The sequence below is a fragment of the Paracoccus zhejiangensis genome (genome assembly GCF_002847445.1).
Lineage (GTDB): Bacteria > Pseudomonadota > Alphaproteobacteria > Rhodobacterales > Rhodobacteraceae > Paracoccus > Paracoccus zhejiangensis.
In genome coordinates this window covers 2053860-2076590 of sequence record NZ_CP025430.1, presented here as the reverse complement: position 1 = coordinate 2076590, position 22731 = coordinate 2053860, and the positions used below count along the sequence as shown (strand labels likewise).

The window sequence follows — 22731 nt, the reverse complement described above, 5'->3', positions numbered from 1 at the left end:
GCGGCGTCCAGTTCAGCAAATTGCCACGCCGTCAGGCGTAGAGGTTTTGCACACCGACCTGTTCGTGGATCTGGTTCACCACTTGCTGGTTCAGGCCCAGGCCCTGCGCGAGGCTGTGCAGGTATTCCGCCTCGGCCTTGCTGTCGAAATCGATCGCCATCAGCGACATCAGGTAGACCTGCGCTTCCAGCCCCGAGGGGACCTCGCGGGCCAGACCCTGCGCATCGATCGGCGCGGCCATTTGTTCGCGGATGAACTGGCGTTCCTCGTCGTCCAGATCACCCAGCTCGCTGGTCAGCCGCTGCTTCTCGGCATCGTCGATCTTGCCGTCCGACTTGGCGGCCTGGATCATCGCCCGCAGCATCAGCCCGGCGACGGCGTTCTGTTCGGGGGTCGGCGCCACTTCGGGCTCGTCCCCGCGCTGCAGCGAATCGTTGAACAGCTCGCCGAAGCTGGCATCATTGGTCTGCTGCGATCCCTTGCGCGACAGCGCATCCGCCGCACCTGCACCGGCCGCACCGCCCAGCACTGCACCCAGAATATCGCCGAGACCGCCGCCGCCCGAGGTGGAGCGGGTCTTGCTGCCGCCGGTCAACTGGCCGAGGATGTCACCCAGACCGCCGCCGGAACTGCCGCTGCGGCTGTTGCGGGCCTGGTTGGTCAGGTTGTCGAGGATGCCCCCCAGGCCGCCCTGCGCGCCGGTCGAGTTCGGCCCGCCATAACGCCGACCGGTCCCGGCCCCGCCGGCAGCGCCGCCACCCAGAACCTGGCCCAGAATATCGCCCAAGCCACCCGAACCGCTGCTGCGTCCGCCCGGCTGGCCGGTATTGTTGCCCAGAAGATCGCCCAGGATCCCGCCGCCGGTCTGGCGGCTGGAGGTGGTGCGGGTCGGCGTGCGCGAACGATCCCCTTGGGCGTTCTTCATCACCGTGCCGATGCCCTTGGCCAGCATCACACCAGCGGCCACGCGGGCGAGGGTTTTCATCAGACTCATGACTTCCTCCTGCATTCGGCCGCCTTGACCGTCAGGCCGGCGGCATCTATCGGAATTGCAACGCGATTTGACCGCCAGAAGTTCCCGGCGGCAAGCCGGTTTCGAAGCGCACGACCTGCCCTTGATTTTTCGCCGGGGGGCTTATACATCGCGGCGGATGTTTAACCGGGGTGTGGACCGTCTGCGCCCCGCGATAGGAGGCCGACATGGCAAAGGCAAAGTTTGAACGCAACAAGCCGCACGTCAACATCGGGACCATTGGTCACGTTGACCACGGCAAGACGACGCTGACGGCTGCGATCACGAAGTATTTCGGCGAGTTCCGGGCCTATGACCAGATCGATGGTGCGCCGGAAGAGAAAGCGCGCGGGATCACCATTTCGACCGCTCACGTCGAATACGAGTCGCCCAACCGTCACTACGCCCATGTCGACTGCCCGGGCCACGCCGACTATGTGAAGAACATGATCACCGGTGCGGCGCAGATGGACGGCGCGATCCTGGTGGTGAACGCGGCTGACGGCCCGATGCCGCAGACCCGCGAGCACATCCTGCTCGGCCGCCAGGTCGGCATCCCCTACATGGTCGTCTACCTGAACAAGGTCGACCAGGTGGATGACGAAGAGCTGCTGGAACTGGTCGAGATGGAAGTCCGCGAGCTGCTGAGCTCGTATGACTACCCGGGCGACGATATTCCGATCATCAAGGGCTCGGCCCTGGCGGCGATGGAAGGCCGTGATCCGGAGATCGGCGAGAACTCGATCCGCGCGCTGATCGCCGCGGTCGACGAATACATCCCGACGCCCGAGCGCGCCGTGGACCAGCCGTTCCTGCTGCCGATCGAAGACGTGTTCTCGATCTCGGGCCGCGGCACGGTTGTGACCGGCCGGATCGAGCGTGGCGCGGTGAACGTCGGCGACGAACTGGAAATCGTGGGCATCCGCGACACCAAGAAAACCACCTGCACCGGCGTGGAAATGTTCCGCAAGCTGCTGGACCGCGGGGAGGCTGGCGACAACGTCGGCGTTCTGCTGCGCGGCATCGACCGTGACGGCGTCGAGCGTGGCCAGGTGCTGGTGAAGCCGAAATCGGTGACCCCGCACACCACCTTCGAAGCCGAAGCCTACATCCTGACCAAGGAAGAGGGTGGCCGTCACACGCCGTTCTTCGCCAACTACCGTCCGCAGTTCTACTTCCGCACGACCGACGTGACCGGGACGGTGAAACTGCCGGAAGGCACCGAGATGGTGATGCCGGGCGACAACCTGAAGTTCGAGGTCGAGCTGATCGCCCCGATCGCGATGGAAGAAAAGCTGCGCTTCGCCATCCGCGAAGGCGGCCGCACCGTCGGCGCCGGCGTGGTGTCGAAGATCATCAAGTGATCTGACGCATCCGCGTGAGAGATGAGAAGGCCGCCCCGCGAGGGGCGGCCTTTTTCGTGGCAGATAGCGATACCAATTAAATATTTTCCGATACCTAGCGGATCCCTTGCAGATCGTGCAGTCTGGCCTGAAGGCCCGTTCGGGCCTGACCAAAAACACCAAATTCACGTCATGATCTGGAAGGGGAGACCATGCCGCAAAGACCTGCAATCGTTCTTGTCCACGGCTTCTGGGGCGGTGCCGCCCATTGGGCCGGCGTCATCAAGGAGCTGCACAAGCGTGGCTACAAAGACGTTCACGCCGTCGAAAACCCGCTGACCTCGCTGGCCGATGATGCCGAGCGCACGCGCAAGATGGTCAAGCAGATCCACGGCCCGGTGATCCTGGTCGGCCATTCCTATGGCGGTGCGGTCATCACCGAGATGGGCGACCTGCCGAACGTCAAGGGCCTGGTCTATGTCGCGGCCTTTGCACCCGATGCCGGCGAAAGCCCCGGCGGCATCAGCCAGGCGCACCCGCCGCAGGCCTTCCCGAACCTGGCACCGGACAGCGACGGCTATCTGTGGATCAAGCAGGACAAGTTCCACGAGAGCTTCTGCCAGGATCTGCCCGAAGCTGACGCGCTGGTCATGGCCGTGACGCAAAAGGCGCCGCTGGCCAGCACCTTCGGCGACAATGTCACCGCGCCGGCCTGGAAGGCCAAGCCCTGCTGGTACCAGCTGTCGACCCATGACCACAGATCCACCCGGACAACCAGAAGATGATGGCCGAGCGGATGAACCCGAAGAACCTGGTGCAACTGGCAGCCAGCCACGCCTCGCTCGCCTCGCATCCCGAAGAGATCGCCGACCTGATCGACGAGGCCTCGAGCGAATCCGGCTACTGATCAGCGGATCGCACTGACAGGAGGGGCCGTCCCGAGAGGGGCGGCCCCTTTTCCTTTGCGTCGCGTCCTTGCCTCCGGGTGAAACCCTCGCGGACCGGGCGTGTTATGTCCCGACACAAGCAGAGCAGGACACCATGGCGGACACCCCATTCGATCTGTCGCAAAGCCGCGTTTGCGTGATCCTGAACCTCGGTTCGGGCAGCAAGGACGATGACAGCTATGCCACCACCACCCGCGAGGCGCTGGAACCGGCCTGTGCAGAGTTCGACCTGCGCAAGACGGCGAAGGGCAGCGATATCGTCGCTCTGACCCGCAAGGCGGTTGATGACGGATTTGACGTCATCGTTGCCGCCGGCGGGGACGGGACGCAATCGGCGGTGGCCGGGGTGCTGGCCGATACCGATGTCGTCATGGGCGTGCTGCCGGCCGGCACTTTCAACTATTTCGCGCGCGATCTGGGCGTCGGCGAGGAGCTTGAACCCGCGCTGGAGACGATCCTCGACGCCCGGGTCGAGACGGTGGATATCGGCGAGATCGAGGGGCTGGTCTTTCTGAACAATGTCAGCCTCGGCATCTATCCCCATATCCTCAAGACCCGCGAAAGCATCTATCGCCGCTGGGGACGCTCGCGCATTGCGGCCTATTGGTCCGTGCTGGTGGCGATGCGCCGGCTGCGCCGCCCGATGTCGCTGACCGCGAAAGTGGATGGCGAAGAGAAGCATTTCACCACCGCGCTCGTCTTCGTTGCGCGCAGTGCCTACCAGCTGGAGAGCTTCGGGCTCGATGGCGCCGATGCGATCCGGGACGGGCAATTCGCCGTGCTGATCGCCAAGGCCCGCAAGCCGCTGCCGCTGATGCGCTCGGCCCTGCGGCTGGCGCTGGGGTTCTCGGCGCAGGACAATGATTTCGACCTGATCCAGACCGACGAGCTGACCATCGAGACGCCGAAGAAGCGTCGGCAGCTGGTCGCCCATGACGGCGAGAAATCCGCCATGGCCTCGCCCTTGTATCTGAAGGTGCGGCACGAGGCGTTGAAGGTGCTGCTGCCGGCGGATGGCACCAACAAGACGGCGGAGGCCGAGGCGTGACCCGTATCGCGCATCTGTCCGACCTGCATTTCGGCTTTCATCGCGAGGATCTGGTCGAGCCGCTGCTTGAGCGCGTGAACGGCTCTGGGGCCGATTTGGTTGTGGTGACGGGCGACCTGACCCATCGCGGCCGGCCCGGCCAGTTCCGGCAGGCAGCCGAGTTCCTCGCCCGCCTCACCGCGCCGCACATGGCGGTGCCGGGCAATCATGACGTGCCGCTCTACAATATCCCGGTGCGCTTCCTCAGGCCCTATGCGGATTACGACGAGGCGATCAGCCCTGACCGCGCGCCGACCGGGGCGGCGGGCTGGGCGCGGGTGCATGGCATCAACAGCGTCGATCCCTTTGCCTGGCAGCGCGGCGTGGTGCACGAGGACGACATCGGCCGGGTGCTTGGCAGTCTCGACGCGCTGGCCGTGAATATCGTGGCGCTGCATCATCCGCTGCAGCAACTGCCGCAGGTCGACAAGGAACTGGCCCGCCGCGCGCCCGAGGCGCTGGCGCGCTTCGAGGCAGGGGGTGTCAGGATCGCGCTGACCGGGCATCTGCATCTCTGGGCAGTGGGTTCGCTTCTGGGCCTGGGTCATCCGCATCTGTTGCAGGTCCAGGCCGGTACCGCGCTCTGCGCAAGGCTGGACGACCGGCAGAACGAGTTCGCGGTGCTGGAGATCGAGGGCGACGACCTTCGGATCGAGCGGCATGTCGCGCCGATGGACGAGGCCGGGTTCAGGGCGCCGGAGCTGTTGGATTTCACCCGGGGCGAGGGCGGCTGGATCGAGTTGGAAACGGATCGCGGCATCACGCCCTGAGCCGTTCGGGTGGTATTGACACCGCAGCGCCAATACGCCAAAAGCCGCCATCGCTACCGAATCCGCATCTTCTGCACAGGAATCGGTTGCCATTGTCAGGGCCGCCCGCTATGGGGGCGGCCTTGCAATTTTGTTATACGGTTCGACGCTGGCGCCACATGGGGTGTCGTCAGCCTCTCAACTGGAACTCCCCGCAAGAGGGATGACTATGCAAAGCCAAAACATCCGGATTCGGCTGAAGGCGTTTGACTATCGGGTTCTGGATGCCAGCACCCAGGAGATCGTCAACACCGCCAAGCGCACCGGCGCGACCGTTCGCGGCCCGATTCCTCTGCCGAACAAGATCGAGAAATTCACCGTTCTGCGCGGCCCGCACATCGACAAGAAATCGCGTGACCAGTGGGAGATCCGTACCCACAAGCGTCTGCTGGACATCGTCGATCCGACCCCGCAGACCGTTGACGCCCTGATGAAGCTCGACCTCGCCGCTGGCGTGGATGTCGAGATCAAGGTCTGAGGGGGCGAACATGCTGCGTACCGGTATTATCGCCAAGAAGCTGGGCATGACCCGGCTGTTCCTGGAAGACGGCCGTCAGGTCCCCGTCACCGTCCTGCAACTGGACGGTCTGCAAGTCGTTGATCAGCGCACCATCGAGCGTGACGGCTATACCGCCGTCCAGCTGGGCGCTGGTGAAGCCAAGGCCAAGCGCACCACTGCGGCGCTGCGTGGCCATTTCGCGAAAGCCTCGGTCGCGCCCAAGCGCAAGATCGCGGAATTCCGCGTCGCCGAAGAAAACCTGATCAAGGTTGGTGAAGAGATCACCGCTGACCATTACTTCGCCGGTCAGTTCGTGGACATCGCCGGCACCTCGATCGGTAAGGGTTTCGCCGGTGCGATGAAGCGCCACAACTTCGGTGGTCTGCGCGCCTCGCACGGCGTGTCGATCAGCCACCGTTCGCACGGTTCGACCGGCCAGTGCCAGGACCCCGGCAAGGTGTTCAAGGGCAAGAAGATGGCGGGTCACCTGGGTGCCGTTCGCGTCACCACGCAGAACCTGCAGGTTGTTCGCACCGACGCTGACCGTGGCCTGATCATGGTCAAGGGTTCGGTTCCGGGTTCGAAAGGTGGCTGGGTCACCGTCAAGGACGCCGTGAAGAAAGCGACGCCCGAGAACCTGATCTATCCCGCCGCGCTGAAATCGGCTGCTGCCGAAGCCAAGCGCCTGGCCGAGGAAGCTGCTGCCGCTGCTGCCGCCGAGGAAGAAGCCGCCCGCGAGGAAGCCGCCCGTCTGGCCGCCGAGCAGGAAGCTGCGGCGCTGGCCGAGGCCGAAGCCTCGATCGCTGCCGACAAGGAAGCTGCAGATCCGAATGCCGATCCGGCTGCCGACAAAGCCGATGACGCGGCCAAAGGCGATGCTCCGGAAGGAGAAGATAAATGAAACTCGATGTGATCAAGCTGGAAACCGGCAAAGCCGGTTCGATCGATCTCAGCGACGAGATCTTCGGGCTCGAGCCGCGCGGCGACCTGCTGCAGCGCGTCGTGCGCTGGCAGCACGCCAAGGCACAGGCCGGGACGCACTCGGTGCTGGGCAAGTCCGAGGTCAGCTACTCGACCAAGAAGATCTATCGCCAGAAGGGCACCGGCGGCGCTCGCCACGGGTCGCGCAAGGCGCCGATCTTCCGCAAGGGTGGTGTCTACAAGGGCCCGACCCCGCGCAGCCACGCCTTTGACCTGCCCAAGAAGGTCCGGGCTCTGGGTCTGAAGCACGCGCTGTCGGCCAAGGCCACCGCGGGCGAGCTGGTCATCATCGACAATCTCGATCTGGCCAATGCCAAGACCTCGGTCGTCGCCAAGGCAGTTCGCGAGAACGGCTGGAAGCGCGTCCTGATCATCGATGGTGCGGAAGTGAACGAGGGCTTTGCCCGCGCCGCCCGCAATGTCGAGGGCGTCGATGTGCTGCCGTCGATGGGCGCAAACGTGTATGACATCCTGAAGCGCGACACGCTGGTGATCACGCGGGCGGGCGTCGAAGCTCTGGAGGCTCGTCTGAAATGAGCGCGAAAGCTGAACATTACGACGTGATCGTCAAGCCGATCATCACCGAAAAGGCCACCATGACCTCGGACAACAACGGCGTTGTCTTCCAGGTCGCCAAGTCGGCCAGCAAACCCGAGATCAAATCTGCGGTCGAGGCGCTGTTCGGTGTGAAGGTGAAGGCGGTCAACACCACCATCACCAAGGGCAAGACCAAGCGCTTCAAGGGCATCAAAGGTGTCCGCAGCGACGTCAAGAAAGCCTATGTGACGCTGGAAGAAGGCAACACCATCGACGTCTCGACGGGACTCTGATAGGTAGCCGCTGATTTGCGGCCCCTGTGAAAACGGGGGCCGCGTGACTTTTGACTGAAACGGACCCTTGCTTCGAGAACGTGGGGCAGGTCCAAAGCAACGGAAGACAGAAAGATGGCATTGAAGTCGTATAAACCGACGACGCCTGGCCAGCGTGGGCTGGTTCTGATCGACCGTTCGGAGCTTTGGAAAGGGCGTCCGGTCAAATCCCTCACCGAGGGTTTGACCAAGAAGGGCGGTCGGAACAACACCGGACGGATCACCATGCGCCGCCAGGGCGGCGGGGCAAAGCGCCTGTATCGCATCGTCGATTTCAAGCGCAACAAGTTCGACGTGGCCGCCACGGTCGAGCGGATCGAATACGATCCCAACCGCACCGCCTTCATCGCGCTGGTGAAGTACGAAGACGGCGAGCAGGCCTATATCCTCGCGCCGCAGCGTCTGGCCGTGGGTGACAGCGTCATCGCCGGCGCCAAGGTCGACGTGAAGCCCGGTAACGCCATGCCCTTCAGCGGCATGCCGATCGGTACCATCGTCCACAACGTCGAGCTGAAGCCCGGCAAGGGTGGCCAGATCGCCCGTTCGGCTGGCACCTATGCCCAGTTCGTCGGCCGTGACGGTGGCTATGCCCAGATCCGCCTGAGCTCGGGTGAACTGCGCCTGGTCCGCCAGGAATGCATCGCCTCGATCGGCGCTGTGTCGAATGCCGACCACTCGAACCAGAACCTCGGTAAAGCCGGCCGGAACCGCCACAAGGGCATCCGTCCCTCGGTCCGTGGTGTCGCCATGAACCCGATCGATCACCCGCATGGTGGTGGTGAGGGTCGTACCTCGGGTGGCCGTACGCCGGTCACGCCCTGGGGTAAGGACACCAAGGGCAAGAAGACTCGCTCGAACAAGGCGACCGACAAGTACATCCTGCGGTCGCGTCACGCGAAGAAGAAGGGGCGTTAATCAATGGCACGTTCTGTTTGGAAGGGGCCTTTTGTCGACGCATATGTGCTTCGCAAGGCCGAGAAAGCTCGCGAGGCGGGCAAGTCGGACGTTATCAAGATCTGGTCGCGTCGCTCGACCATCCTGCCGCAATTCGTTGGCCTGACCTTCGGGGTCTACAACGGTCACAAGCACATTCCGGTCAACGTGTCGGAAGAGATGATCGGCCAGAAATTCGGTGAATATTCGCCCACGCGCACCTATTACGGTCACGCGGCGGACAAGAAAGCCAAGAGGAAGTAATCGTCATGGGTAAGGAAAACAATCCGCGCCGCGTGGCGGAGAACGAAGCCTTCGCGAAAACGAAGATGCTGCGCACCTCGCCGCAGAAGCTGAACCTCGTGGCTCAGCTGATCCGCGGCAAGAAGGTTGACAAGGCCCTGGCCGACCTCACCTTCTCGCACAAGCGCATCGCCGGCGACGTGAAGAAATGCCTTCAGTCGGCCATCGCCAACGCTGAAAACAACCACGGTCTCGACGTCGACAGCCTGATCGTCGCCGAAGCCTGGGTCGGCAAGAACCTGGTGATGAAGCGTGGCCGTCCGCGGGCACGTGGCCGCTATGGCAAGATCATGAAGCCGTTTTCGGAAATCACCATCAAGGTGCGTCAAGTCGAGGAGCAAGCGTAATGGGTCAGAAGGTTAACCCCATCGGGATGCGCCTCCAGGTCAACCGCACCTGGGACAGCCGCTGGTATGCGGATGACAAGGATTACGGCAATCTGCTGCTGGAAGACCTGAAGATTCGGGACTTCATCCACAAAGAAGCCAAGCAGGCCGGCATCAGCCGCGTCATCATCGAGCGTCCGCACAAGAAGTGCCGCGTGACCATTCACGCAGCGCGTCCGGGCGTCATCATCGGCAAGAAGGGCGCCGACATCGAGACTCTGCGCAAGAAAGTCGCAAAGTTCACCGATTCGGAACTGCACCTGAACATCGTCGAAGTGCGCAAGCCCGAGCTGGACGCCCAGCTGGTGGCCGAGTCGATCGCCCAGCAGCTCGAGCGTCGGGTCTCGTTCCGCCGCGCGATGAAGCGTGCCGTGCAGAACGCCATGCGCATGGGCGCCCTGGGTATCCGGGTGAACGTCGCCGGTCGTCTGGGTGGTGCGGAGATCGCGCGGACCGAATGGTACCGCGAGGGCCGCGTGCCGCTGCATACGCTGCGCGCCGACATCGACTATGCGCTGTCCGAAGCCACGACCCCCTATGGGATCATCGGCGTGAAGGTCTGGATCTTCAAAGGCGAGATCATGGAACATGATCCGCAGGCTCGCGACCGCAAGGCCGCCGAGGCCCAGGAAGGTCCGGCGCCCCGTGGCCCGCGTCGCGACGCCCGGTAAGGAGTAGATACAATGCTGCAACCGAAACGGACGAAGTTCCGCAAACAGTTCAAGGGCCGGATCCACGGCGAGGCGAAGGGCGGTTTCGACCTGAACTTCGGCCATTACGCCCTGAAGGCCACCGAACCCGAGCGCGTCACCGCCCGCCAGATCGAAGCGGCCCGCCGCGCGATCACCCGCCACATGAAGCGTCAGGGCCGGGTCTGGATCCGGATTTTCCCGGACCTGCCGGTCACCGGCAAGCCGACGGAAGTGCGGATGGGTAAAGGCAAGGGCTCGGTCGATTTCTGGGCTGCCCGCGTCCACCCGGGCCGGATCATGTTCGAGATCGACGGCGTGAACGACACCGTCGCCCGCGAGGCCCTGCGCCTCGGTGCGATGAAACTGCCGATCAAGTGCCGCATCGTCGAGCGCGCTGACTGGTAAGAATCTTGCGCTGACAGCGCAGGCAACGAAAGACCCCGCCGGGCAACTGGCGGGGTCAGGCTTTTCCGGAGGATCGGCCCGAAAACCCCTTGCAAGACTGGCCTTTGGGGGGTATGGGCAGGCCTTCATCACGAAACTCCACCGGAATCAGGGTGGCCCGGTATGACCGGGGCTCTCCGGTGATGTTGAAAGGACGAGGCGCATGAAAGCGCAGGAACTGAAAGACAAGACGCCCGACCAGCTGAAAGACCAGCTGATCGCGCTGAAAAAGGAAGCGTTCAACCTTCGCTTCCAGCAGGCCACCGGCCAGATCGAATCGACCGCCCGTATGCGTGCCGTCCGTCGTGACGTCGCGCGGGTGAAAACCATTCTGAACCAGAAGGCCGCCGACGCGGCCGCCCAGCAGTAAGGAGGCCGCCATGCCCAAACGCATCCTGCAAGGCACGGTGACCAGCGACAAGAACGAGCAGACCGTCACGGTCCTGGTCGAGCGTCGCTTCAAGCATCCGGTGCTGCACAAGATCGTCCGTTCGTCCAAGAAATACCGGGCGCATGACGCGGACAACCAGTTCAAGATCGGTGACACCGTTCGCATCATCGAATGCGCGCCGATCTCGAAGACGAAACGCTGGACCGTTCTGACGGAGGAAGCTGCTCAGTCCTGAGCGCTTCCTGATCCAGTTTGATCGAAACCCTGGGGCTGTAAGAGTAAGTCCCCAAAGGTCGGGAGTAACCAAATGATCCAGATGCAGACCAATCTGGATGTTGCTGACAACTCCGGCGCTCGCCGAGTTCAGTGCATCAAGGTCCTGGGTGGTTCGCACCGTCGCTATGCGTCGGTGGGCGACATCATTGTCGTGTCCGTCAAGGAAGCCATCCCGCGCGGTCGCGTGAAGAAAGGTGACGTCCGCAAGGCCGTCGTCGTGCGCACCGCCAAAGAAGTCACCCGTGAAGACGGCACTTCGATCCGCTTCGACCGCAACGCCGCCGTCATCCTGAACAACCAGGGCGAACCGGTCGGCACCCGTATTTTCGGGCCGGTCGTGCGCGAGCTGCGTGCGAAGAACTTCATGAAGATCATCTCGCTCGCTCCGGAGGTGCTGTGATGGCTGCCAAGCTGAAAAAAGGTGACAAGGTCGTCGTCCTTGCCGGCAAGGACAAGGGCCGTCAGGGTGAAATCACCGCCGTGTTCCCGAAAGAGAACAAGGCCGTGGTTGATGGCGTGAACATCGCCATCCGTCACCGCAAGCAAACCCAGTCCAGCCAGGGTGGCCGTGTGCCGGTCGCGATGCCGATCGACCTGTCGAACCTGTCGCTGCTGGACAAGAACGGCAAAGCGACCCGCGTCGGCTTCCGCCTGGAAGAAGACGGCAGCAAGGTCCGTTTCGCCAAGACCACGGGAGACGTGATCTGATGCTGGACCAATCCAAATACACGCCGCGTCTGAAAACGCTGTTCCGCGAGCAGATCCGGGCCGCGCTGAAAGAAGAATTCGGCTACAAGAACGACATGCAGATCCCGCGTCTGGACAAGATCGTCCTGAACATGGGCATCGGCGAAGCCGTGAAAGACACCAAGAAGGTCAAGCAGGGCGCAGAAGAACTGTCGCTGATCGCTGGCCAGAAGGCTGTCATCACCAAGGCGAAGAACTCGATCGCCGGCTTCCGCGTTCGCGAGGAAATGCCGCTTGGCGCCAAGGTCACCCTGCGCGGCGACCGGATGTATGAATTCCTCGATCGCCTGATCAACATCGCGCTGCCCCGCGTCCGCGACTTCCGCGGCGTGAAAGGCACCTCCTTCGACGGCCGCGGCAACTATGCCATGGGCCTGAAGGAACAGATCGTGTTCCCGGAAATCAACTTCGACAAGGTCGACGAAGTTCTGGGGATGGACATCATCATCTGCACCACCGCGAAGACCGACGCGGAAGCGAAGTCGCTGTTGAAGGCTTTCAACATGCCGTTCAACAGCTGATCGCGGAGGGAAAGAAGATATGGCTAAGAAATCCATGATCGAGCGCGAAGTGAAGCGCGAGAAGCTGGTCCAGAAATACGCCGCCAAGCGCGCTGCCCTGAACGAAATCGTCCGCAACCAGGACCTTCCGATGGAAGAGCGTTTCAAGGCCTCGCTGAAGCTCGCGGAACTGCCGCGCAACAGCTCGGCCACGCGCCTGCACAACCGGTGCCAACTGACCGGTCGTCCGCATGCGTATTACCGCAAACTGAAACTGTCGCGGATCATGCTGCGCGAGCTCGGCTCGAACGGCAAGATCCCCGGCCTGGTGAAATCCAGCTGGTAAGGGGGCGAAAATGAACATGAACGATCCTCTCGGCGATATGCTGACCCGTATCCGCAACTCGCAGATGCGCGGCAAATCGACCGTCCGTACGCCCGCCTCGAAACTGCGCGCCTGGGTTCTGGATGTGCTGAAATCCGAAGGCTACATCCGTGGTTATGAAGAAGTGACCACGCCCGAGGGCCACAAAGAGCTGGAAATCGGCCTGAAGTACCACGACGGCACTCCGGTCATCCGCGAGTTGGCTCGGGTCTCGAAGCCCGGTCGTCGCGTCTATGCCGGCGCCACGGAAATCCCGCAGGTCCGTCAGGGCCTGGGCGTCTCCATCGTCTCGACGCCGAAAGGCGTGATGTCGGATGCAGCGGCTCGCAACGCCAATGTTGGCGGCGAAGTCCTCTGCACCGTATTCTAAGGAGGGCAGGATGTCTCGTATTGGTAAGAAACCGGTCGAACTGCCCAAGGGCGTGACGGCGGAAATCAAGGGCCAGACCATCGAGGTCAAGGGTCCGAAGGGCTCGCGTTCCTTCACCGCGACCGACGATGTCGATCTGGTGCTGGAAGAGGGTGCCGTTTCGGTGAAGCCGCGCGGCCTCAGCAAGCGCGCGCGCCAGCAGTGGGGCATGACCCGCAGCATGGTGTCGAACCTCGCGACGGGCGTGTCGGAAGGCTTCAAGCGCGAGCTGGAGATCCAGGGTGTGGGTTACCGCGCCGCGATGCAGGGCAAGACCCTGAAGCTGTCGCTGGGTTACAGCCACGAGGTGAATTTCGAAACGCCCGAGGGCGTGACGATCACCGCGCCGAAGCAGACCGAGATCGTGGTGGAAGGCATCGACCAGCAGCTGGTCGGCCAGGTCGCCGCGAACATCCGCGAGTGGCGTCAGCCCGAGCCCTACAAGGGCAAAGGCATTCGCTACAAGGGCGAGTATGTCTTCCGCAAAGAAGGCAAGAAGAAGTAAGGGGCGCGAAAATGGCACTGAAAAAGCAAGAGCTGTTCCAGAAGCGCCGCCTGCGCGTGCGGAACAAACTGCGGGCCGAGGCCAATGGCCGCCCGCGTCTGTCGGTTCACCGGTCGTCGAAGAACATCAGCGTTCAGCTGATCGACGATGCTCGTGGCGTGACCCTGGCCTCGGCCAGCACGCTCGAGAAGGACTTCGGTCTGGTGGGCACGAACAACGTCGAAGCCGCTGCCAAGATCGGCGCGGCGATTGCCGAGCGGGCCAAGAAGGCCGGCGTGGAAGAAGTCTACTTCGACCGCGGCGGTTTCCTGTTCCACGGCAAGGTCAAGGCTTTGGCCGACGCAGCCCGCGAAGGCGGTCTGAAGTTCTGATCCTGCGGGTGGCGGTTTCGCCACCCCGATGATCCGGGGGTTGCCCATGCGGGTGACCCACCTGGATTGACATTTACGGCGCGGTTGATGCGCCAGATAAGAAGGAATGCCTTATGGCAGAACGTGAAAACCGTCGGGGCCGCCGCGAAGAGCGCGAGGAAACCCCGGAATTCGCCGATCGTCTGGTCGCGATCAACCGCGTGTCGAAAACCGTGAAGGGCGGCAAGCGCTTTGGCTTTGCGGCTCTCGTGGTTGTCGGTGACCAGCGCGGTCGCGTCGGCTTCGGCAAGGGCAAGGCCAAAGAGGTCCCCGAGGCGATCCGCAAGGCGACCGAGCAGGCCAAGCGCAACATGGTTCGCGTGCCGCTGCGCGACGGCCGGACTCTGCATCACGACATCGAGGGCCGCCATGGTGCGGGCCGCGTGGTGATGCGCACCGCCGTTCCGGGTACCGGGATCATCGCCGGTGGTCCGATGCGCGCCGTGTTCGAGATGCTGGGCGTTCAGGACGTCGTGGCCAAGTCGCTGGGGTCGCAGAACCCCTACAACATGATCCGCGCCACGCTGGACGGCCTGAAAGCCGAAGCCAGCCCCCGTTCGGTTGCGCAGCGTCGCGGCAAGAAAGTGGCTGACATCCTGGGCACCAACGACAAGCCGGCTGACGCCGCTGTCGAAGCGTAAGGAGAGGCTGCAATGGCTAAAACCATCGTCGTGAAGCAGATCGGCTCGCCGATCCGCCGCCCCGCCATCCAGCGCGAGACGCTGAAAGGCCTCGGGCTGAACAAGATGAACCGGACCCGCGAGTTGCAGGACACCCCTGCGATCCGCGGCATGGTCGCCAAGATCCCGCATCTGGCCGTCATCATCGAAGAGCGCGGCTGATCCCAGCCCGCTACTTTCGGAATACGAAACGCCCCGACCGCAAGGCCGGGGCGTTTTGCTGTGTCGTGCGCCGGAAGCGCATGGCGCAGATCACCGCTTGACCCGTGAGGCCCGGCAAGGGAACCTCGGCCCCATGAGGCAGACGGGGAGAGACGAGTAATGAAAATGACGATCACCGCCCTCGGCGCGCTGGCCGTGCTGACGGGCTGCGCCGCGCCCACAACGACCGCGCAGCGACCGCCGGTGCAGGTTACCCCGGGCCAGCCACAACCGAACGAGTTGACCATCGACACCATGGGCGGCGGCAATTTCCGCGGTCGCGCCGGCTCGGCCTGGACCCGCGAGGAAGTGCAGGCACAAGCGGCCAGCATGGAATGCGGCGGCAAGCGGCCGCGCGCCATCGATATCCAGCCCGTTTCCGGCGGTGGCCTCGGCTTCTCCGGGCGCTGCTGAGCAGGGCGGGGCCGGGCGTCAGGGCATCAGGAATTCGACACCGGGAAGGACGGCGATCTCGGCGATGTCGGCGTGATACTGGCGGGTCATCTCGTCGACCATCTCCTGCGTCCAGCCGGGCAGGGTGACGATCTCCTCGACCCGGCCGGACAGCGCGTGCTGCGCCAGGTGCGCAATGCACAGATCGCGGCGGGCGGCGATCGACAGCTGGTCGCGCTCTGCCATGGCCTTGGCAAGGCTGTCGCGCCCGGCATCGCTGAGCAGGTCGTAGACCGGTGCCAGGCCTTCCTTCAGCGGCGCCTCGATCGGCATCTGCGCCACCAGCCGAACGATCTCGGGCCAGACCAGCGGCCCGTCCTCGTTGCGCCAGAGAACCAGCCGCCGGCCCTGCAGGCTTTGCACCATGCGCCGGACCGTCGGCGCCCATCGCAGCGTGGAAAGGTCGATGCCCTGCATCACCTGGTCGTAACTGCGCCCGGGCGTCAGCGTGTAAAGCGCCTGCAGCAGCGTAACCGGGTTCTTCAGCGCCAGGAAGAACTCGGTCTCGCTGCTTGGAAACAGGTTCGCCATCGCGGCCATACGGGCGGGCGCCGCGGGATAGAGGCCCTCGGGTGCCACCACCTTGGACATGGCGCCGATAAAGCCGGGGATCGAGCAGATCACCCGCTCGGGATGATCGCTTTCCAGGATCGCGTCCAGCATGATCTGTTCCATCGCCGGGGTCGCGCTGCCGCCCTGCAGCGCCGCGAGCGATTCATCAAGCACCCCGCGCAGGCGGTTCGGCGTCAGCACCTCGGTATCGTTCTGATGCAGCCAGTCGCGGTTCATCAGCAGCGACTTGACCATGCGGTCATCGTCGGTGCCGTGTACACGCATGTGATAGACGATCTGCATCCTGCCCTGCCTGCCCGATTGCTCAACTTTTGCGGTACATTAGCCAGCATTCGTGGACAGGGAAACCGCTTTGCTGTAACCCGCCCGCATGGCCAGACACCCGCGAAACCCAACCGGCTCCGAGTCCCTGCGGCATGGCAGCGGCTGGGGCTGGTCGGCGGCTTCGGTGCTGATCGCGGCGCTGGTGCTGATGCCGGTTCTGGCGGTGGGCTGGATGGCGCTGTTCCCCAGCGAGAACATCTGGCCGCATCTCGTTTCGACCACCCTGCCGCGCTATGGGCTCAACACGCTGATCCTCGCGCTTGGCACCGGGCTTCTGTCGGCGGCGATGGGCACGGGCGCGGCCTGGTTGGTTTCGATCTTCGATTTCCCGGGGCGGCGGGGGCTGGAATGGCTGTTGCTGCTGCCGCTGGCGGTGCCGGCCTATATCGGCGCCTATGCGCTGTCTGATTTCCTCGACTATTCCGGCCCGGTGCAGATTGCCCTGCGCGAGGCCTTTGGCTGGACCTCGGCCCGGGATTACTGGTTCCCGGCGATCCATTCGCGTTGGGCGGCGGTACTGGTCCTGTCGGCGGCGCTCTATCCCTATGTCTACCTGCTGACCCGCGCCGCGTTGCATGAACAATCCGCCGGCGCCTACGAGGTCGCCCGCGCCCTCGGCACCGGCCCGTGGCGGCTGTTCTGGCGCGTCGGCCTGCCGCTCGCACGCCCGGCGATTGTCGCCGGTTCGGCCATCGCCATGATGGAGAGCGTCGCCGATTACGGCGTCGTCAGCTATTTCGGCATCCAGACGCTGAACACCGGCATCTTCACCACTTGGCTCGAGGCCCGCAATGCCGGGGGGGCGGCGCAGATCGCCTGCGTCATTCTGCTGATCATCGCGCTTCTGGCGGTGTGGGAGCGCGTCAGCCGCAGCCATGCCCGCTATCACCAGAGCGCGCGGCACAGCCGCCCGATCATCCGGCAGCGGTTGTCCGGGCTGAAGGGTTGGGCCGCCTTCATCGCCTGCGCCATTCCCTTTGTCCTCGGCTTCGTCATGCCGGTGGCGATCATCGGGCGCTATGCGCTGTCCTATCCGCAGGGCTGGCTGACGCCGGGTCTGGGCAGCGCGCTGTGGCACACCCTGTCGCTTGGCGCGGCGGCCTCGGTGCTGGCGGTGCTGCTGGCGCTGGTCATGGTCTATGGCGTCCGGCTGTCGAACCGGCGCCTGCCGCGTCTGCTTCTGCCGATCACAACCATCGGCTATGCCGCACCGGGCGCGGTGCTGGCGGTGGGCATCCTGATCCCGCTGGCGGCGCTGGATCACCGCGTGGCCGATGCCTGGCTGGCGCTGACCGGCACCGATCCGGGGCTGATGATGACCGGCACCGGCTTTGCCATCATCCTTGCCTATATCGTGCGCTTCTTTGCCATCGCGCAGGGGGCGGTGGACGGCGCGTTCACCCGCATCCCGCCCTCGCTGCCCATGGCCGCGCGCTCGCTGGGGCGCGATGCGCGCGGGGTGCTGCGCGATGTGCTGCTGCCGCTGATGAAGGGCTCGGTCGGCTCGGCACTGCTGCTGGTGTTCGTCGATTGCACCAAGGAACTGCCCGCCACGCTGCTGCTGCGGCCCTTCAACTACGAGACGCTGGCGACGCGGGTGCATGAAAAGGCCAGCCTCGAGGACCTGGGCAATGCCTCGCCCGCCGCGCTGCTGGTCGTCGGCGTCGGCCTCGTCGCCGTGGCGCTTCTGGCGCGGGCGAACCTTGGCTTGCGTCGTGGCCCGTCTCGCGCTATCGCAGCAGGGTCGGCGGCCCCCGAGGCCCAGTGACAAGGCCGGTTTAGCTCAGCAGGTAGAGCAGCTGATTTGTAATCAGAAGGTCGCGGGTTCGATTCCTGCAACCGGCACCAGCTTCCTCCTTCGCTTCGCTCTGGCGGGAATCTGCGATCCGCGACATGCTGCGCGCGTCATGGCGTGGGCGAGGGACGAGATGATCGACGGCAGGCGCAAGACCGGGCGGGCGCTCCGCTGGGGAATGATCGGTGGCGGTCAGGGCAGCCAGATTGGCTATATCCACAGATCAGCCGCGCTGCGGGACCGCTATTTCGATCTGCAGGCCGGGGCGCTGGACCTGAACCCGGAACGCGGGCGGTCCTTCGCGGCTGAACTGGGCATCGCGCATGACCGCGCCTATGCGGATTACGGTGCGCTGCTGGCGGGCGAGGCCGCGCGGCCCGACGGGGTCGAGGTCGTCACCATCGCCACGCCCAACAACACCCATTACCCGATCACCAGGGCGGCGTTGCAGGCCGGGCTGCATGTGATCTGCGAGAAGCCCCTGACCTTCACAAGTGCCGAGGCCGAGGAGTTGCGCAACATCGCGCAGCTGCGCGGGCTGATCGTCGGCGTCACCTATGGCTATGGCTTCTACCAGACCATCGAGCAGGCCCGGGCACTGGTCGCCAGTGGCGCGCTTGGCAAGGTAAGGCTGGTCAACATGACCTTTGCCCATGGCTTTCACTCGGCCCCGGTCGAAGACCTGAACCCGGCGATCCGCTGGCGTGTCGATCCGACCTTCGCCGGTCCGTCCTATGTGCTGGGCGATCTGGCGACGCATCCGCTGTACCTGTCGCAGGTGATCTGCCCCGATCTGAAGATCCGCCGGTTGCTTTGCGCAAGGCAAAGCTTCGTCGCCTCGCGCGCACCGCTGGAAGACAATGCCATGGTGTTGATGGACTACGGGTGCGGGGCCTTCGGCACGCTTTGGACCTCGGCCGTGAATGCCGGGGCGATGCACAGCCAGAAGCTGCGGATCGTGGGCGAGCAGGCCTCGCTGGAATGGTGGGACGAGTTTCCGAACCAGCTGCGGCTGGAGGTGCAGGGCCAGCCGGCGCAGGTGCTGGAGCGTGGCATGCCCTATCTGCACCCCGAGGCGCTGGCCGATGACCGCATCGGCGGCGGCCATCCCGAGGGCCTGTTTGAAAGCTGGGCGACCATGTACGAACGCATCGCCTGCGCCATCGAGGCGGCGCAGCAGGGTGACCACGCGCGGCTTGCCGGCATCCGCTATCCCGATGTCAGCGCCGGGATCGCCGGGGTCCGCTGGGTCGAGCATTGCGTCCGCTCGGCCGACAAGGGCGGCGTCTGGATCGATTACCGCTGATCGCCGCCGTCGAGCTTGCGATTCGATCCGGCTGTGATGTAATTCACTCACGACTGTGAGGGATTACGATCATGGCGCGCGTCACCATTGCCGATCTGGCCGAGGCTGCCGGCGTCAGCGTGGCGACGGTCGACCGGGTGCTGAACGGGCGACTGAAAGTGCGCGGCGAGACCGCGCTCAAGGTGCACGAGGCGGCGCGGCGGATTGGCTATCACGGCGCCAATGCCATCCACAGCCGCATTCTGGCCGACCGGCCCGAGCTGCAATTCGGAATCATCCTGCAAAAGCCGCGCCATGCCTTCTATCGCAATTTCGCGGCGCTGATCGAACAGCGCATGATGGCCGAAACCGGCTATCGCCTGCGCCCGACGATCCAGTTCGCCGAAACCACCATGCCCGGCGAACTGGCCGAACTGCTGAACGGGATGGCGGGCAAGGTTCATGCCGTTGCCGCCACCGGGCTCGATCATCACGAGGTGACGGCAGCGGTCAGCAATCTGAGGGCGCGGGGTATTCCGACCTCTTCGATGCTCTCGGATTTCGCCCAAGGCGTGCGGGAAAACTATATCGGCCTCAATAACTTGAAGGTCGGACGCGCGGTGGGTTGGCTGATGTCGAAGCTGGCCGACAAGCCGGGTCGGGTGGGTATCTTCCTGGGCGGGCATCGCTTTCACGGGCATGAATTGCGCGAGACCGGCTTTCGCAGCGCCCTGCGTGAATACGGGCCGGGCTTCGACCTGTTGAACCCACAGATCAATCTCGAGACCCGGCAACTGACCTACGAGGCGACGGTCGAGATGATCGAGACCCATCCCGATCTGGTCGGCATCTATTGCGCGGGCGGCGGCATGGAGGGTGCGATTGCGGCCCTGCGCGAGCTGCGGCCTGCGGGAGGGGTAACGCTGATCGTGAACGAGCTGACCGACGAGACCCGGCAGGCACTGCTGGACCGGACGGTCTCGATCGTCATGGGCACGCCGCTGGCCGCGCTTTGCAACGAGCTTGTGCCGATGATGATCGGCACGGTGCAGAACGGCATGGCCGAGACACCCGGCCAGCGCTTCCTGCCCTTTGACCTGTGGACGCCCGAGTCGCTGGTCTGATGGGTTTCCATCATTATTGGCGTCGTTTTCCATCAGGGATGATGGGATCAGATGATCTGCGCCGTTGACCGCGGGGGGCCAGATCGGGAATCCTTTGGCACGGAAGCGCAGGGAGGCGCGTCCACAAGGGAGGTTCTGCCAGCACGCATCCTGCCAGACCCGCGATTTTTGCGGGGCGGATGTCAGTGTCCGGCTGATCGGATTGGCAAGCCTGCAACTGAGAACAAGGCCCCGGGATGGGCCGACAGTGGAGGAACTAGCATGAAGAAATTCCTGATCTCGACCGCGTTCGTCGCGTCGATGGCGGGCGGGGCATCGGCCGAGAGCATTGGTGTTTCGATGGCGCTGTTCGACGACAATTTCCTGACCGTGCTGCGCAACGGCATGATCGAGACGGCCAAGGGCATGGAGGGGGTCGATCTGCAGGTCGAGGATGCCCAGAACGACGTGGCCAAGCAGCTTGACCAGATCAACAACTTCATCGCCTCTGGCGTGGACGCGATCATCGTGAACCCGGTCGACACCTCGGCCACCGAGGCCATGTCGGCTGCGGCCGAGGCCGCCGGTGTGCCGCTGGTCTATGTGAACCGCGAGCCGGTCAACGTCGACACGCTGCCCGACAACCAGGCTTTCGTTGCCTCGGACGAGCGTGAATCCGGCACGCTGGAGACCAAGGAGGTCTGCCGGCTGCTGGGTGAGAAGGGCAAGAACCCGGCCAAGATCTATATCATGATGGGCGAGCTGTCGAACCAGGCCGCCGTGCAGCGCACGCAGGACATCAAGGACGTGATGGCCTCGGGCGATTGCGAGGTGACGCTGGAGGTGGTGGACGAGCAGACCGCCAACTGGTCGCGCGACGAGGCGCAGAACCTGATGACCAACTGGCTCAGCTCGGGCGAGGCGTTCGACGCGCTGATCTCGAACAATGACGAGATGGCCATCGGCGCGATCCAGGCGATGAAGGCGGCCGGGCTGGACATGGGAGAGGTTGTCGTCGGCGGGGTCGATGCCACGCAGGACGCGCTGCAGGCGATGTCGGCGGGCGATCTGGACGTGACGGTGTTCCAGAACGCCGCCGGGCAGGGTGCCGGCGCGCTGGACGCGGCGCTGAAGCTGTCCAAGGGCGAGGCGGTCGAGCAGAAGGTCTACATCCCCTTCGAACTCGTGACGCCGGCCAATATCGGCGACTACATGGCCAAGAACTGAGGCCCGCCCCTCTGATCATCCGGCGCGCGGCCAACGTCGCGCGCCCATCCTGAGACAGTGGAAAGGACCAGCCGGCATGTCGGACACGTCCCACGGGATCGGTGGACTGAGCTTCGATTCCTCGAAACGCTCCTGGCCGCCAGAGATGAGCGTCTTCATCGCCCTGATCGCCATCGTCGCGATCTTCGAGATCCTCGGGCGGCTGTTCATGCATGACAGCTTCCTCTTCAACACCCGCGAGAACGTCGACACGCTGTTCAACGAGCAGCGGCTGAAGATCATCATCCTGCAGGTCGCCATTATCGGCATCATCGCGCTGGGGGTGACGCAGGTCATCATCACCGGCGGCATCGACCTCAGTTCCGGCTCGATCGTCGGCGCGACGGCGATGATCGCGATGAGCTTTGCGCAGGTCGGGCTGGTCAACGGCAATCCGAACCCCAAGGCCATGTTCGGCGCGCAGGGCTGGGTGGACCTGCCGGTGATCGTGCCGATCCTTGTCGGGTTGCTCTGTGGCTTTGTCGCGGGCTGCATCAACGGCATGCTGGTCGCCTATACCCGCATCCCGCCCTTCATCGCCACGCTGGGGATGATGGTCTCGGCCCGCGGGCTGGCGAAATGGTGGTCAAAGGGCCAGCCGATCTCGTTCCCGACCGACAGCTATGCCGCCATCGGCAAGGGAATGATGCCGGTCTTCATCTTCATCGTCCTCGCCATCCTGTTTCACCTGATCCTGAAATACACGGTCTACGGCAAGCACACCTATGCCATCGGCTCGAACGAGGATGCCGCGCGAATGTCGGGCATCAAGGTCGCCCGCCACAAGGTCATGGTCTATACCATCGCCGGGCTACTGGCCGCCGTCGCCGCCATCGTGCTGAGTTCCAAGAACCTGACCGCGCAGGCCGGCATGGGCGTGATGTATGAGCTGGATGCCATCGCCATGGCGGTGATCGGGGGCATCTCGCTGCAGGGCGGGCGCGGCTCGATCCTTGGCACCGTGCTGGGGGCGCTGATCTTTGGCGTCATCATCTCGGGTTTCACCTTTCTCAAGCTCGACGCCTATTACCAGGAGATGGTGAAGGGCGTGATCATCGTTGGCGCGGTGGTGCTGGACCAGTGGCGCCAGCGGCGTGCCGCGGCACGGATGTAGGGGGACAGG

General features: G+C 64.1%; 32 protein-coding genes and 1 tRNA gene. 31 read left to right on the top strand and 2 right to left on the bottom strand.

The genetic code is table 11. From position 1 onward, the window contains the following. Positions 1-31: 31 nt before the first annotated feature. Positions 32-994 carry a tellurite resistance TerB family protein gene (locus tag CX676_RS10070; RefSeq protein ID WP_101754253.1) on the bottom strand — a complete coding sequence of 321 codons (963 nt, stop codon included), beginning with the start codon at positions 992-994 and terminating at the stop codon, positions 32-34. 206 nt (positions 995-1200) lie between these two features. Between CX676_RS10070 and tuf the strand changes: the two genes are divergently transcribed. The 25 genes from tuf (at position 1201) to CX676_RS09945 (ending at position 15223) form a co-directional block, all read left to right on the top strand. Next, complete coding sequence (tuf, locus tag CX676_RS10065) at positions 1201-2376, top strand: elongation factor Tu (protein ID WP_101752314.1); 1176 nt, start codon at positions 1201-1203, stop codon at positions 2374-2376. 191 nt (positions 2377-2567) lie between these two features. After that, positions 2568-3140 (top strand): alpha/beta hydrolase, encoded by a 573-nt coding sequence (locus tag CX676_RS10060; protein ID WP_198590172.1) that lies wholly within the window; start codon positions 2568-2570, stop codon positions 3138-3140. A gap of 256 nt (positions 3141-3396) precedes the next feature. Continuing rightward, positions 3397-4350 (top strand): diacylglycerol/lipid kinase family protein, encoded by a 954-nt coding sequence (locus tag CX676_RS10055; RefSeq protein WP_101752496.1) that lies wholly within the window; start codon positions 3397-3399, stop codon positions 4348-4350. Beyond that, on the top strand, positions 4347-5159 hold the full coding sequence (locus CX676_RS10050) for a metallophosphoesterase family protein (RefSeq protein ID WP_101752495.1): 813 nt from the start codon (positions 4347-4349) through the stop codon (positions 5157-5159). The genes CX676_RS10055 and CX676_RS10050 overlap by 4 nt, the downstream gene beginning before the upstream one ends. Before the next feature lie 208 nt (positions 5160-5367). Beyond that, a complete protein-coding gene (gene rpsJ / locus CX676_RS10045; protein ID WP_042247848.1) occupies positions 5368-5676 on the top strand; it encodes a 30S ribosomal protein S10 in 309 nt (102 codons plus the stop codon). 10 nt (positions 5677-5686) lie between these two features. Beyond that, on the top strand, positions 5687-6598 hold the full coding sequence (gene rplC / locus CX676_RS10040; protein ID WP_101752494.1) for a 50S ribosomal protein L3: 912 nt from the start codon (positions 5687-5689) through the stop codon (positions 6596-6598). Further along, positions 6595-7215, top strand: a complete 621-nt coding sequence (gene rplD / locus CX676_RS10035; protein ID WP_101752493.1) for a 50S ribosomal protein L4 — start codon at positions 6595-6597, stop codon at positions 7213-7215. Before rplC ends, rplD begins: the two co-directional genes overlap by 4 nt. Further along, a complete protein-coding gene (locus tag CX676_RS10030; RefSeq protein ID WP_101752492.1) occupies positions 7212-7508 on the top strand; it encodes a 50S ribosomal protein L23 in 297 nt (98 codons plus the stop codon). The genes rplD and CX676_RS10030 overlap by 4 nt, the downstream gene beginning before the upstream one ends. A gap of 114 nt (positions 7509-7622) precedes the next feature. Then, entirely contained in the window at positions 7623-8462 is an 840-nt protein-coding gene (rplB, locus tag CX676_RS10025) for a 50S ribosomal protein L2 (RefSeq protein WP_101752491.1), read from the top strand. A 3-nt stretch (positions 8463-8465) separates the two neighbouring features. Beyond that, positions 8466-8744 (top strand): 30S ribosomal protein S19, encoded by a 279-nt coding sequence (gene rpsS / locus CX676_RS10020; RefSeq protein WP_101752490.1) that lies wholly within the window; start codon positions 8466-8468, stop codon positions 8742-8744. Between the two features lie 5 nt (positions 8745-8749). After that, positions 8750-9130, top strand: a complete 381-nt coding sequence (gene rplV / locus CX676_RS10015) for a 50S ribosomal protein L22 (RefSeq protein WP_101459500.1) — start codon at positions 8750-8752, stop codon at positions 9128-9130. Then, positions 9130-9840, top strand: coding sequence for a 30S ribosomal protein S3 (rpsC, locus tag CX676_RS10010; protein ID WP_101752489.1), 711 nt, complete (start codon positions 9130-9132; stop codon positions 9838-9840). The genes rplV and rpsC overlap by 1 nt, the downstream gene beginning before the upstream one ends. Before the next feature lie 12 nt (positions 9841-9852). After that, a complete protein-coding gene (rplP, locus tag CX676_RS10005) occupies positions 9853-10266 on the top strand; it encodes a 50S ribosomal protein L16 (protein ID WP_101752488.1) in 414 nt (137 codons plus the stop codon). A 202-nt stretch (positions 10267-10468) separates the two neighbouring features. Then, positions 10469-10675 carry a 50S ribosomal protein L29 gene (rpmC, locus tag CX676_RS10000; protein WP_101752487.1) on the top strand — a complete coding sequence of 69 codons (207 nt, stop codon included), beginning with the start codon at positions 10469-10471 and terminating at the stop codon, positions 10673-10675. A 10-nt stretch (positions 10676-10685) separates the two neighbouring features. Continuing rightward, on the top strand, positions 10686-10931 hold the full coding sequence (gene rpsQ, locus CX676_RS09995) for a 30S ribosomal protein S17 (RefSeq protein ID WP_101752486.1): 246 nt from the start codon (positions 10686-10688) through the stop codon (positions 10929-10931). 72 nt (positions 10932-11003) lie between these two features. Next, on the top strand, positions 11004-11372 hold the full coding sequence (rplN, locus tag CX676_RS09990) for a 50S ribosomal protein L14 (RefSeq protein ID WP_090746457.1): 369 nt from the start codon (positions 11004-11006) through the stop codon (positions 11370-11372). Then, positions 11372-11680, top strand: a complete 309-nt coding sequence (rplX, locus tag CX676_RS09985) for a 50S ribosomal protein L24 (protein WP_101752485.1) — start codon at positions 11372-11374, stop codon at positions 11678-11680. The genes rplN and rplX overlap by 1 nt, the downstream gene beginning before the upstream one ends. Continuing rightward, positions 11680-12240: a 50S ribosomal protein L5 gene (gene rplE / locus CX676_RS09980; protein ID WP_101752484.1), complete on the top strand. Its 561-nt coding sequence runs from the start codon at positions 11680-11682 to the stop codon at positions 12238-12240. The genes rplX and rplE overlap by 1 nt, the downstream gene beginning before the upstream one ends. A 19-nt stretch (positions 12241-12259) precedes the next feature. Next, entirely contained in the window at positions 12260-12565 is a 306-nt protein-coding gene (rpsN, locus tag CX676_RS09975) for a 30S ribosomal protein S14 (RefSeq protein WP_101752483.1), read from the top strand. A 10-nt stretch (positions 12566-12575) separates the two neighbouring features. Continuing rightward, the gene (gene rpsH, locus CX676_RS09970; RefSeq protein WP_198590171.1) at positions 12576-12974 is read left to right on the top strand and encodes a 30S ribosomal protein S8; all 399 of its coding nucleotides are present in this window, start codon (positions 12576-12578) and stop codon (positions 12972-12974) included. 10 nt (positions 12975-12984) lie between these two features. Continuing rightward, positions 12985-13518: a 50S ribosomal protein L6 gene (rplF, locus tag CX676_RS09965; RefSeq protein WP_101752482.1), complete on the top strand. Its 534-nt coding sequence runs from the start codon at positions 12985-12987 to the stop codon at positions 13516-13518. Between the two features lie 11 nt (positions 13519-13529). Next, positions 13530-13889, top strand: coding sequence for a 50S ribosomal protein L18 (gene rplR, locus CX676_RS09960; RefSeq protein WP_101752481.1), 360 nt, complete (start codon positions 13530-13532; stop codon positions 13887-13889). Positions 13890-14002: 113 nt separating this feature from the next. Continuing rightward, on the top strand, positions 14003-14569 hold the full coding sequence (gene rpsE / locus CX676_RS09955; RefSeq protein ID WP_101752480.1) for a 30S ribosomal protein S5: 567 nt from the start codon (positions 14003-14005) through the stop codon (positions 14567-14569). Between the two features lie 12 nt (positions 14570-14581). Next, positions 14582-14770 (top strand): 50S ribosomal protein L30, encoded by a 189-nt coding sequence (gene rpmD, locus CX676_RS09950; RefSeq protein ID WP_101752479.1) that lies wholly within the window; start codon positions 14582-14584, stop codon positions 14768-14770. Positions 14771-14929: 159 nt separating this feature from the next. Next, positions 14930-15223, top strand: coding sequence for a hypothetical protein (locus tag CX676_RS09945; protein ID WP_101752478.1), 294 nt, complete (start codon positions 14930-14932; stop codon positions 15221-15223). An 18-nt stretch (positions 15224-15241) separates the two neighbouring features. On the opposite strand, the gene CX676_RS09940 is transcribed toward CX676_RS09945, so the two are convergent. After that, positions 15242-16117 (bottom strand): hypothetical protein, encoded by an 876-nt coding sequence (locus tag CX676_RS09940; protein WP_101752477.1) that lies wholly within the window; start codon positions 16115-16117, stop codon positions 15242-15244. A gap of 88 nt (positions 16118-16205) precedes the next feature. Here CX676_RS09940 and CX676_RS09935 point away from each other — a divergent pair, with 88 nt between their 5' ends. The 6 genes from CX676_RS09935 to CX676_RS09910 all read left to right on the top strand — a co-directional run bounded on the left by CX676_RS09935 (position 16206) and on the right by CX676_RS09910 (position 22722). Then, the gene (locus tag CX676_RS09935) at positions 16206-17927 is read left to right on the top strand and encodes an ABC transporter permease (RefSeq protein ID WP_101752476.1); all 1722 of its coding nucleotides are present in this window, start codon (positions 16206-16208) and stop codon (positions 17925-17927) included. 4 nt (positions 17928-17931) lie between these two features. Continuing rightward, positions 17932-18007 (top strand) — tRNA-Thr (locus CX676_RS09930). 80 nt (positions 18008-18087) lie between these two features. Continuing rightward, a complete protein-coding gene (locus CX676_RS09925; protein WP_198590170.1) occupies positions 18088-19260 on the top strand; it encodes a Gfo/Idh/MocA family protein in 1173 nt (390 codons plus the stop codon). A gap of 71 nt (positions 19261-19331) precedes the next feature. Further along, positions 19332-20363 carry a LacI family DNA-binding transcriptional regulator gene (locus CX676_RS09920; RefSeq protein WP_101752474.1) on the top strand — a complete coding sequence of 344 codons (1032 nt, stop codon included), beginning with the start codon at positions 19332-19334 and terminating at the stop codon, positions 20361-20363. Positions 20364-20624: 261 nt separating this feature from the next. Beyond that, complete coding sequence (locus CX676_RS09915; protein ID WP_101752473.1) at positions 20625-21569, top strand: sugar ABC transporter substrate-binding protein; 945 nt, start codon at positions 20625-20627, stop codon at positions 21567-21569. A gap of 76 nt (positions 21570-21645) precedes the next feature. Continuing rightward, positions 21646-22722 (top strand): ABC transporter permease, encoded by a 1077-nt coding sequence (locus CX676_RS09910; RefSeq protein ID WP_101752472.1) that lies wholly within the window; start codon positions 21646-21648, stop codon positions 22720-22722. Positions 22723-22731 lie beyond the last annotated feature (9 nt).

Bases quoted from the DNA above. Each gene is read 5' to 3' on its own strand.
- CX676_RS09910 (WP_101752472.1), top strand. From the start codon at position 21,646: ATGTCGGACACGTCCCACGGGATCGGTGGACTGAGCTTCGATTCCTCG.
- rpsJ (WP_042247848.1), top strand. From the start codon at position 5,368: ATGCAAAGCCAAAACATCCGGATTCGGCTGAAGGCGTTTGACTATCGG.
- rplC (WP_101752494.1), top strand. From the start codon at position 5,687: ATGCTGCGTACCGGTATTATCGCCAAGAAGCTGGGCATGACCCGGCTG.
- rplV (WP_101459500.1), top strand. From the start codon at position 8,750: ATGGGTAAGGAAAACAATCCGCGCCGCGTGGCGGAGAACGAAGCCTTC.
- rpsQ (WP_101752486.1), top strand. From the start codon at position 10,686: ATGCCCAAACGCATCCTGCAAGGCACGGTGACCAGCGACAAGAACGAG.
- CX676_RS09945 (WP_101752478.1), top strand. From the start codon at position 14,930: ATGAAAATGACGATCACCGCCCTCGGCGCGCTGGCCGTGCTGACGGGC.
- rpsN (WP_101752483.1), top strand. From the start codon at position 12,260: ATGGCTAAGAAATCCATGATCGAGCGCGAAGTGAAGCGCGAGAAGCTG.
- rpmD (WP_101752479.1), top strand. From the start codon at position 14,582: ATGGCTAAAACCATCGTCGTGAAGCAGATCGGCTCGCCGATCCGCCGC.
- CX676_RS10070 (WP_101754253.1), bottom strand. From the start codon at position 994: ATGAGTCTGATGAAAACCCTCGCCCGCGTGGCCGCTGGTGTGATGCTG.
- CX676_RS10030 (WP_101752492.1), top strand. From the start codon at position 7,212: ATGAGCGCGAAAGCTGAACATTACGACGTGATCGTCAAGCCGATCATC.
- rpmC (WP_101752487.1), top strand. From the start codon at position 10,469: ATGAAAGCGCAGGAACTGAAAGACAAGACGCCCGACCAGCTGAAAGAC.
- CX676_RS09920 (WP_101752474.1), top strand. From the start codon at position 19,332: ATGGCGCGCGTCACCATTGCCGATCTGGCCGAGGCTGCCGGCGTCAGC.
- tuf (WP_101752314.1), top strand. From the start codon at position 1,201: ATGGCAAAGGCAAAGTTTGAACGCAACAAGCCGCACGTCAACATCGGG.
- rpsE (WP_101752480.1), top strand. From the start codon at position 14,003: ATGGCAGAACGTGAAAACCGTCGGGGCCGCCGCGAAGAGCGCGAGGAA.
- rpsC (WP_101752489.1), top strand. From the start codon at position 9,130: ATGGGTCAGAAGGTTAACCCCATCGGGATGCGCCTCCAGGTCAACCGC.
- rplE (WP_101752484.1), top strand. From the start codon at position 11,680: ATGCTGGACCAATCCAAATACACGCCGCGTCTGAAAACGCTGTTCCGC.
- rplD (WP_101752493.1), top strand. From the start codon at position 6,595: ATGAAACTCGATGTGATCAAGCTGGAAACCGGCAAAGCCGGTTCGATC.
- rpsH (WP_198590171.1), top strand. From the start codon at position 12,576: ATGAACATGAACGATCCTCTCGGCGATATGCTGACCCGTATCCGCAAC.
- rplB (WP_101752491.1), top strand. From the start codon at position 7,623: ATGGCATTGAAGTCGTATAAACCGACGACGCCTGGCCAGCGTGGGCTG.
- CX676_RS09940 (WP_101752477.1), bottom strand. From the start codon at position 16,117: ATGCAGATCGTCTATCACATGCGTGTACACGGCACCGACGATGACCGC.
- CX676_RS10055 (WP_101752496.1), top strand. From the start codon at position 3,397: ATGGCGGACACCCCATTCGATCTGTCGCAAAGCCGCGTTTGCGTGATC.
- CX676_RS09915 (WP_101752473.1), top strand. From the start codon at position 20,625: ATGAAGAAATTCCTGATCTCGACCGCGTTCGTCGCGTCGATGGCGGGC.
- rplF (WP_101752482.1), top strand. From the start codon at position 12,985: ATGTCTCGTATTGGTAAGAAACCGGTCGAACTGCCCAAGGGCGTGACG.
- rplR (WP_101752481.1), top strand. From the start codon at position 13,530: ATGGCACTGAAAAAGCAAGAGCTGTTCCAGAAGCGCCGCCTGCGCGTG.
- rplX (WP_101752485.1), top strand. From the start codon at position 11,372: ATGGCTGCCAAGCTGAAAAAAGGTGACAAGGTCGTCGTCCTTGCCGGC.
- CX676_RS09925 (WP_198590170.1), top strand. From the start codon at position 18,088: ATGATCGACGGCAGGCGCAAGACCGGGCGGGCGCTCCGCTGGGGAATG.
- CX676_RS10060 (WP_198590172.1), top strand. From the start codon at position 2,568: ATGCCGCAAAGACCTGCAATCGTTCTTGTCCACGGCTTCTGGGGCGGT.
- rplP (WP_101752488.1), top strand. From the start codon at position 9,853: ATGCTGCAACCGAAACGGACGAAGTTCCGCAAACAGTTCAAGGGCCGG.
- rplN (WP_090746457.1), top strand. From the start codon at position 11,004: ATGATCCAGATGCAGACCAATCTGGATGTTGCTGACAACTCCGGCGCT.
- CX676_RS09935 (WP_101752476.1), top strand. From the start codon at position 16,206: ATGGCCAGACACCCGCGAAACCCAACCGGCTCCGAGTCCCTGCGGCAT.
- rpsS (WP_101752490.1), top strand. From the start codon at position 8,466: ATGGCACGTTCTGTTTGGAAGGGGCCTTTTGTCGACGCATATGTGCTT.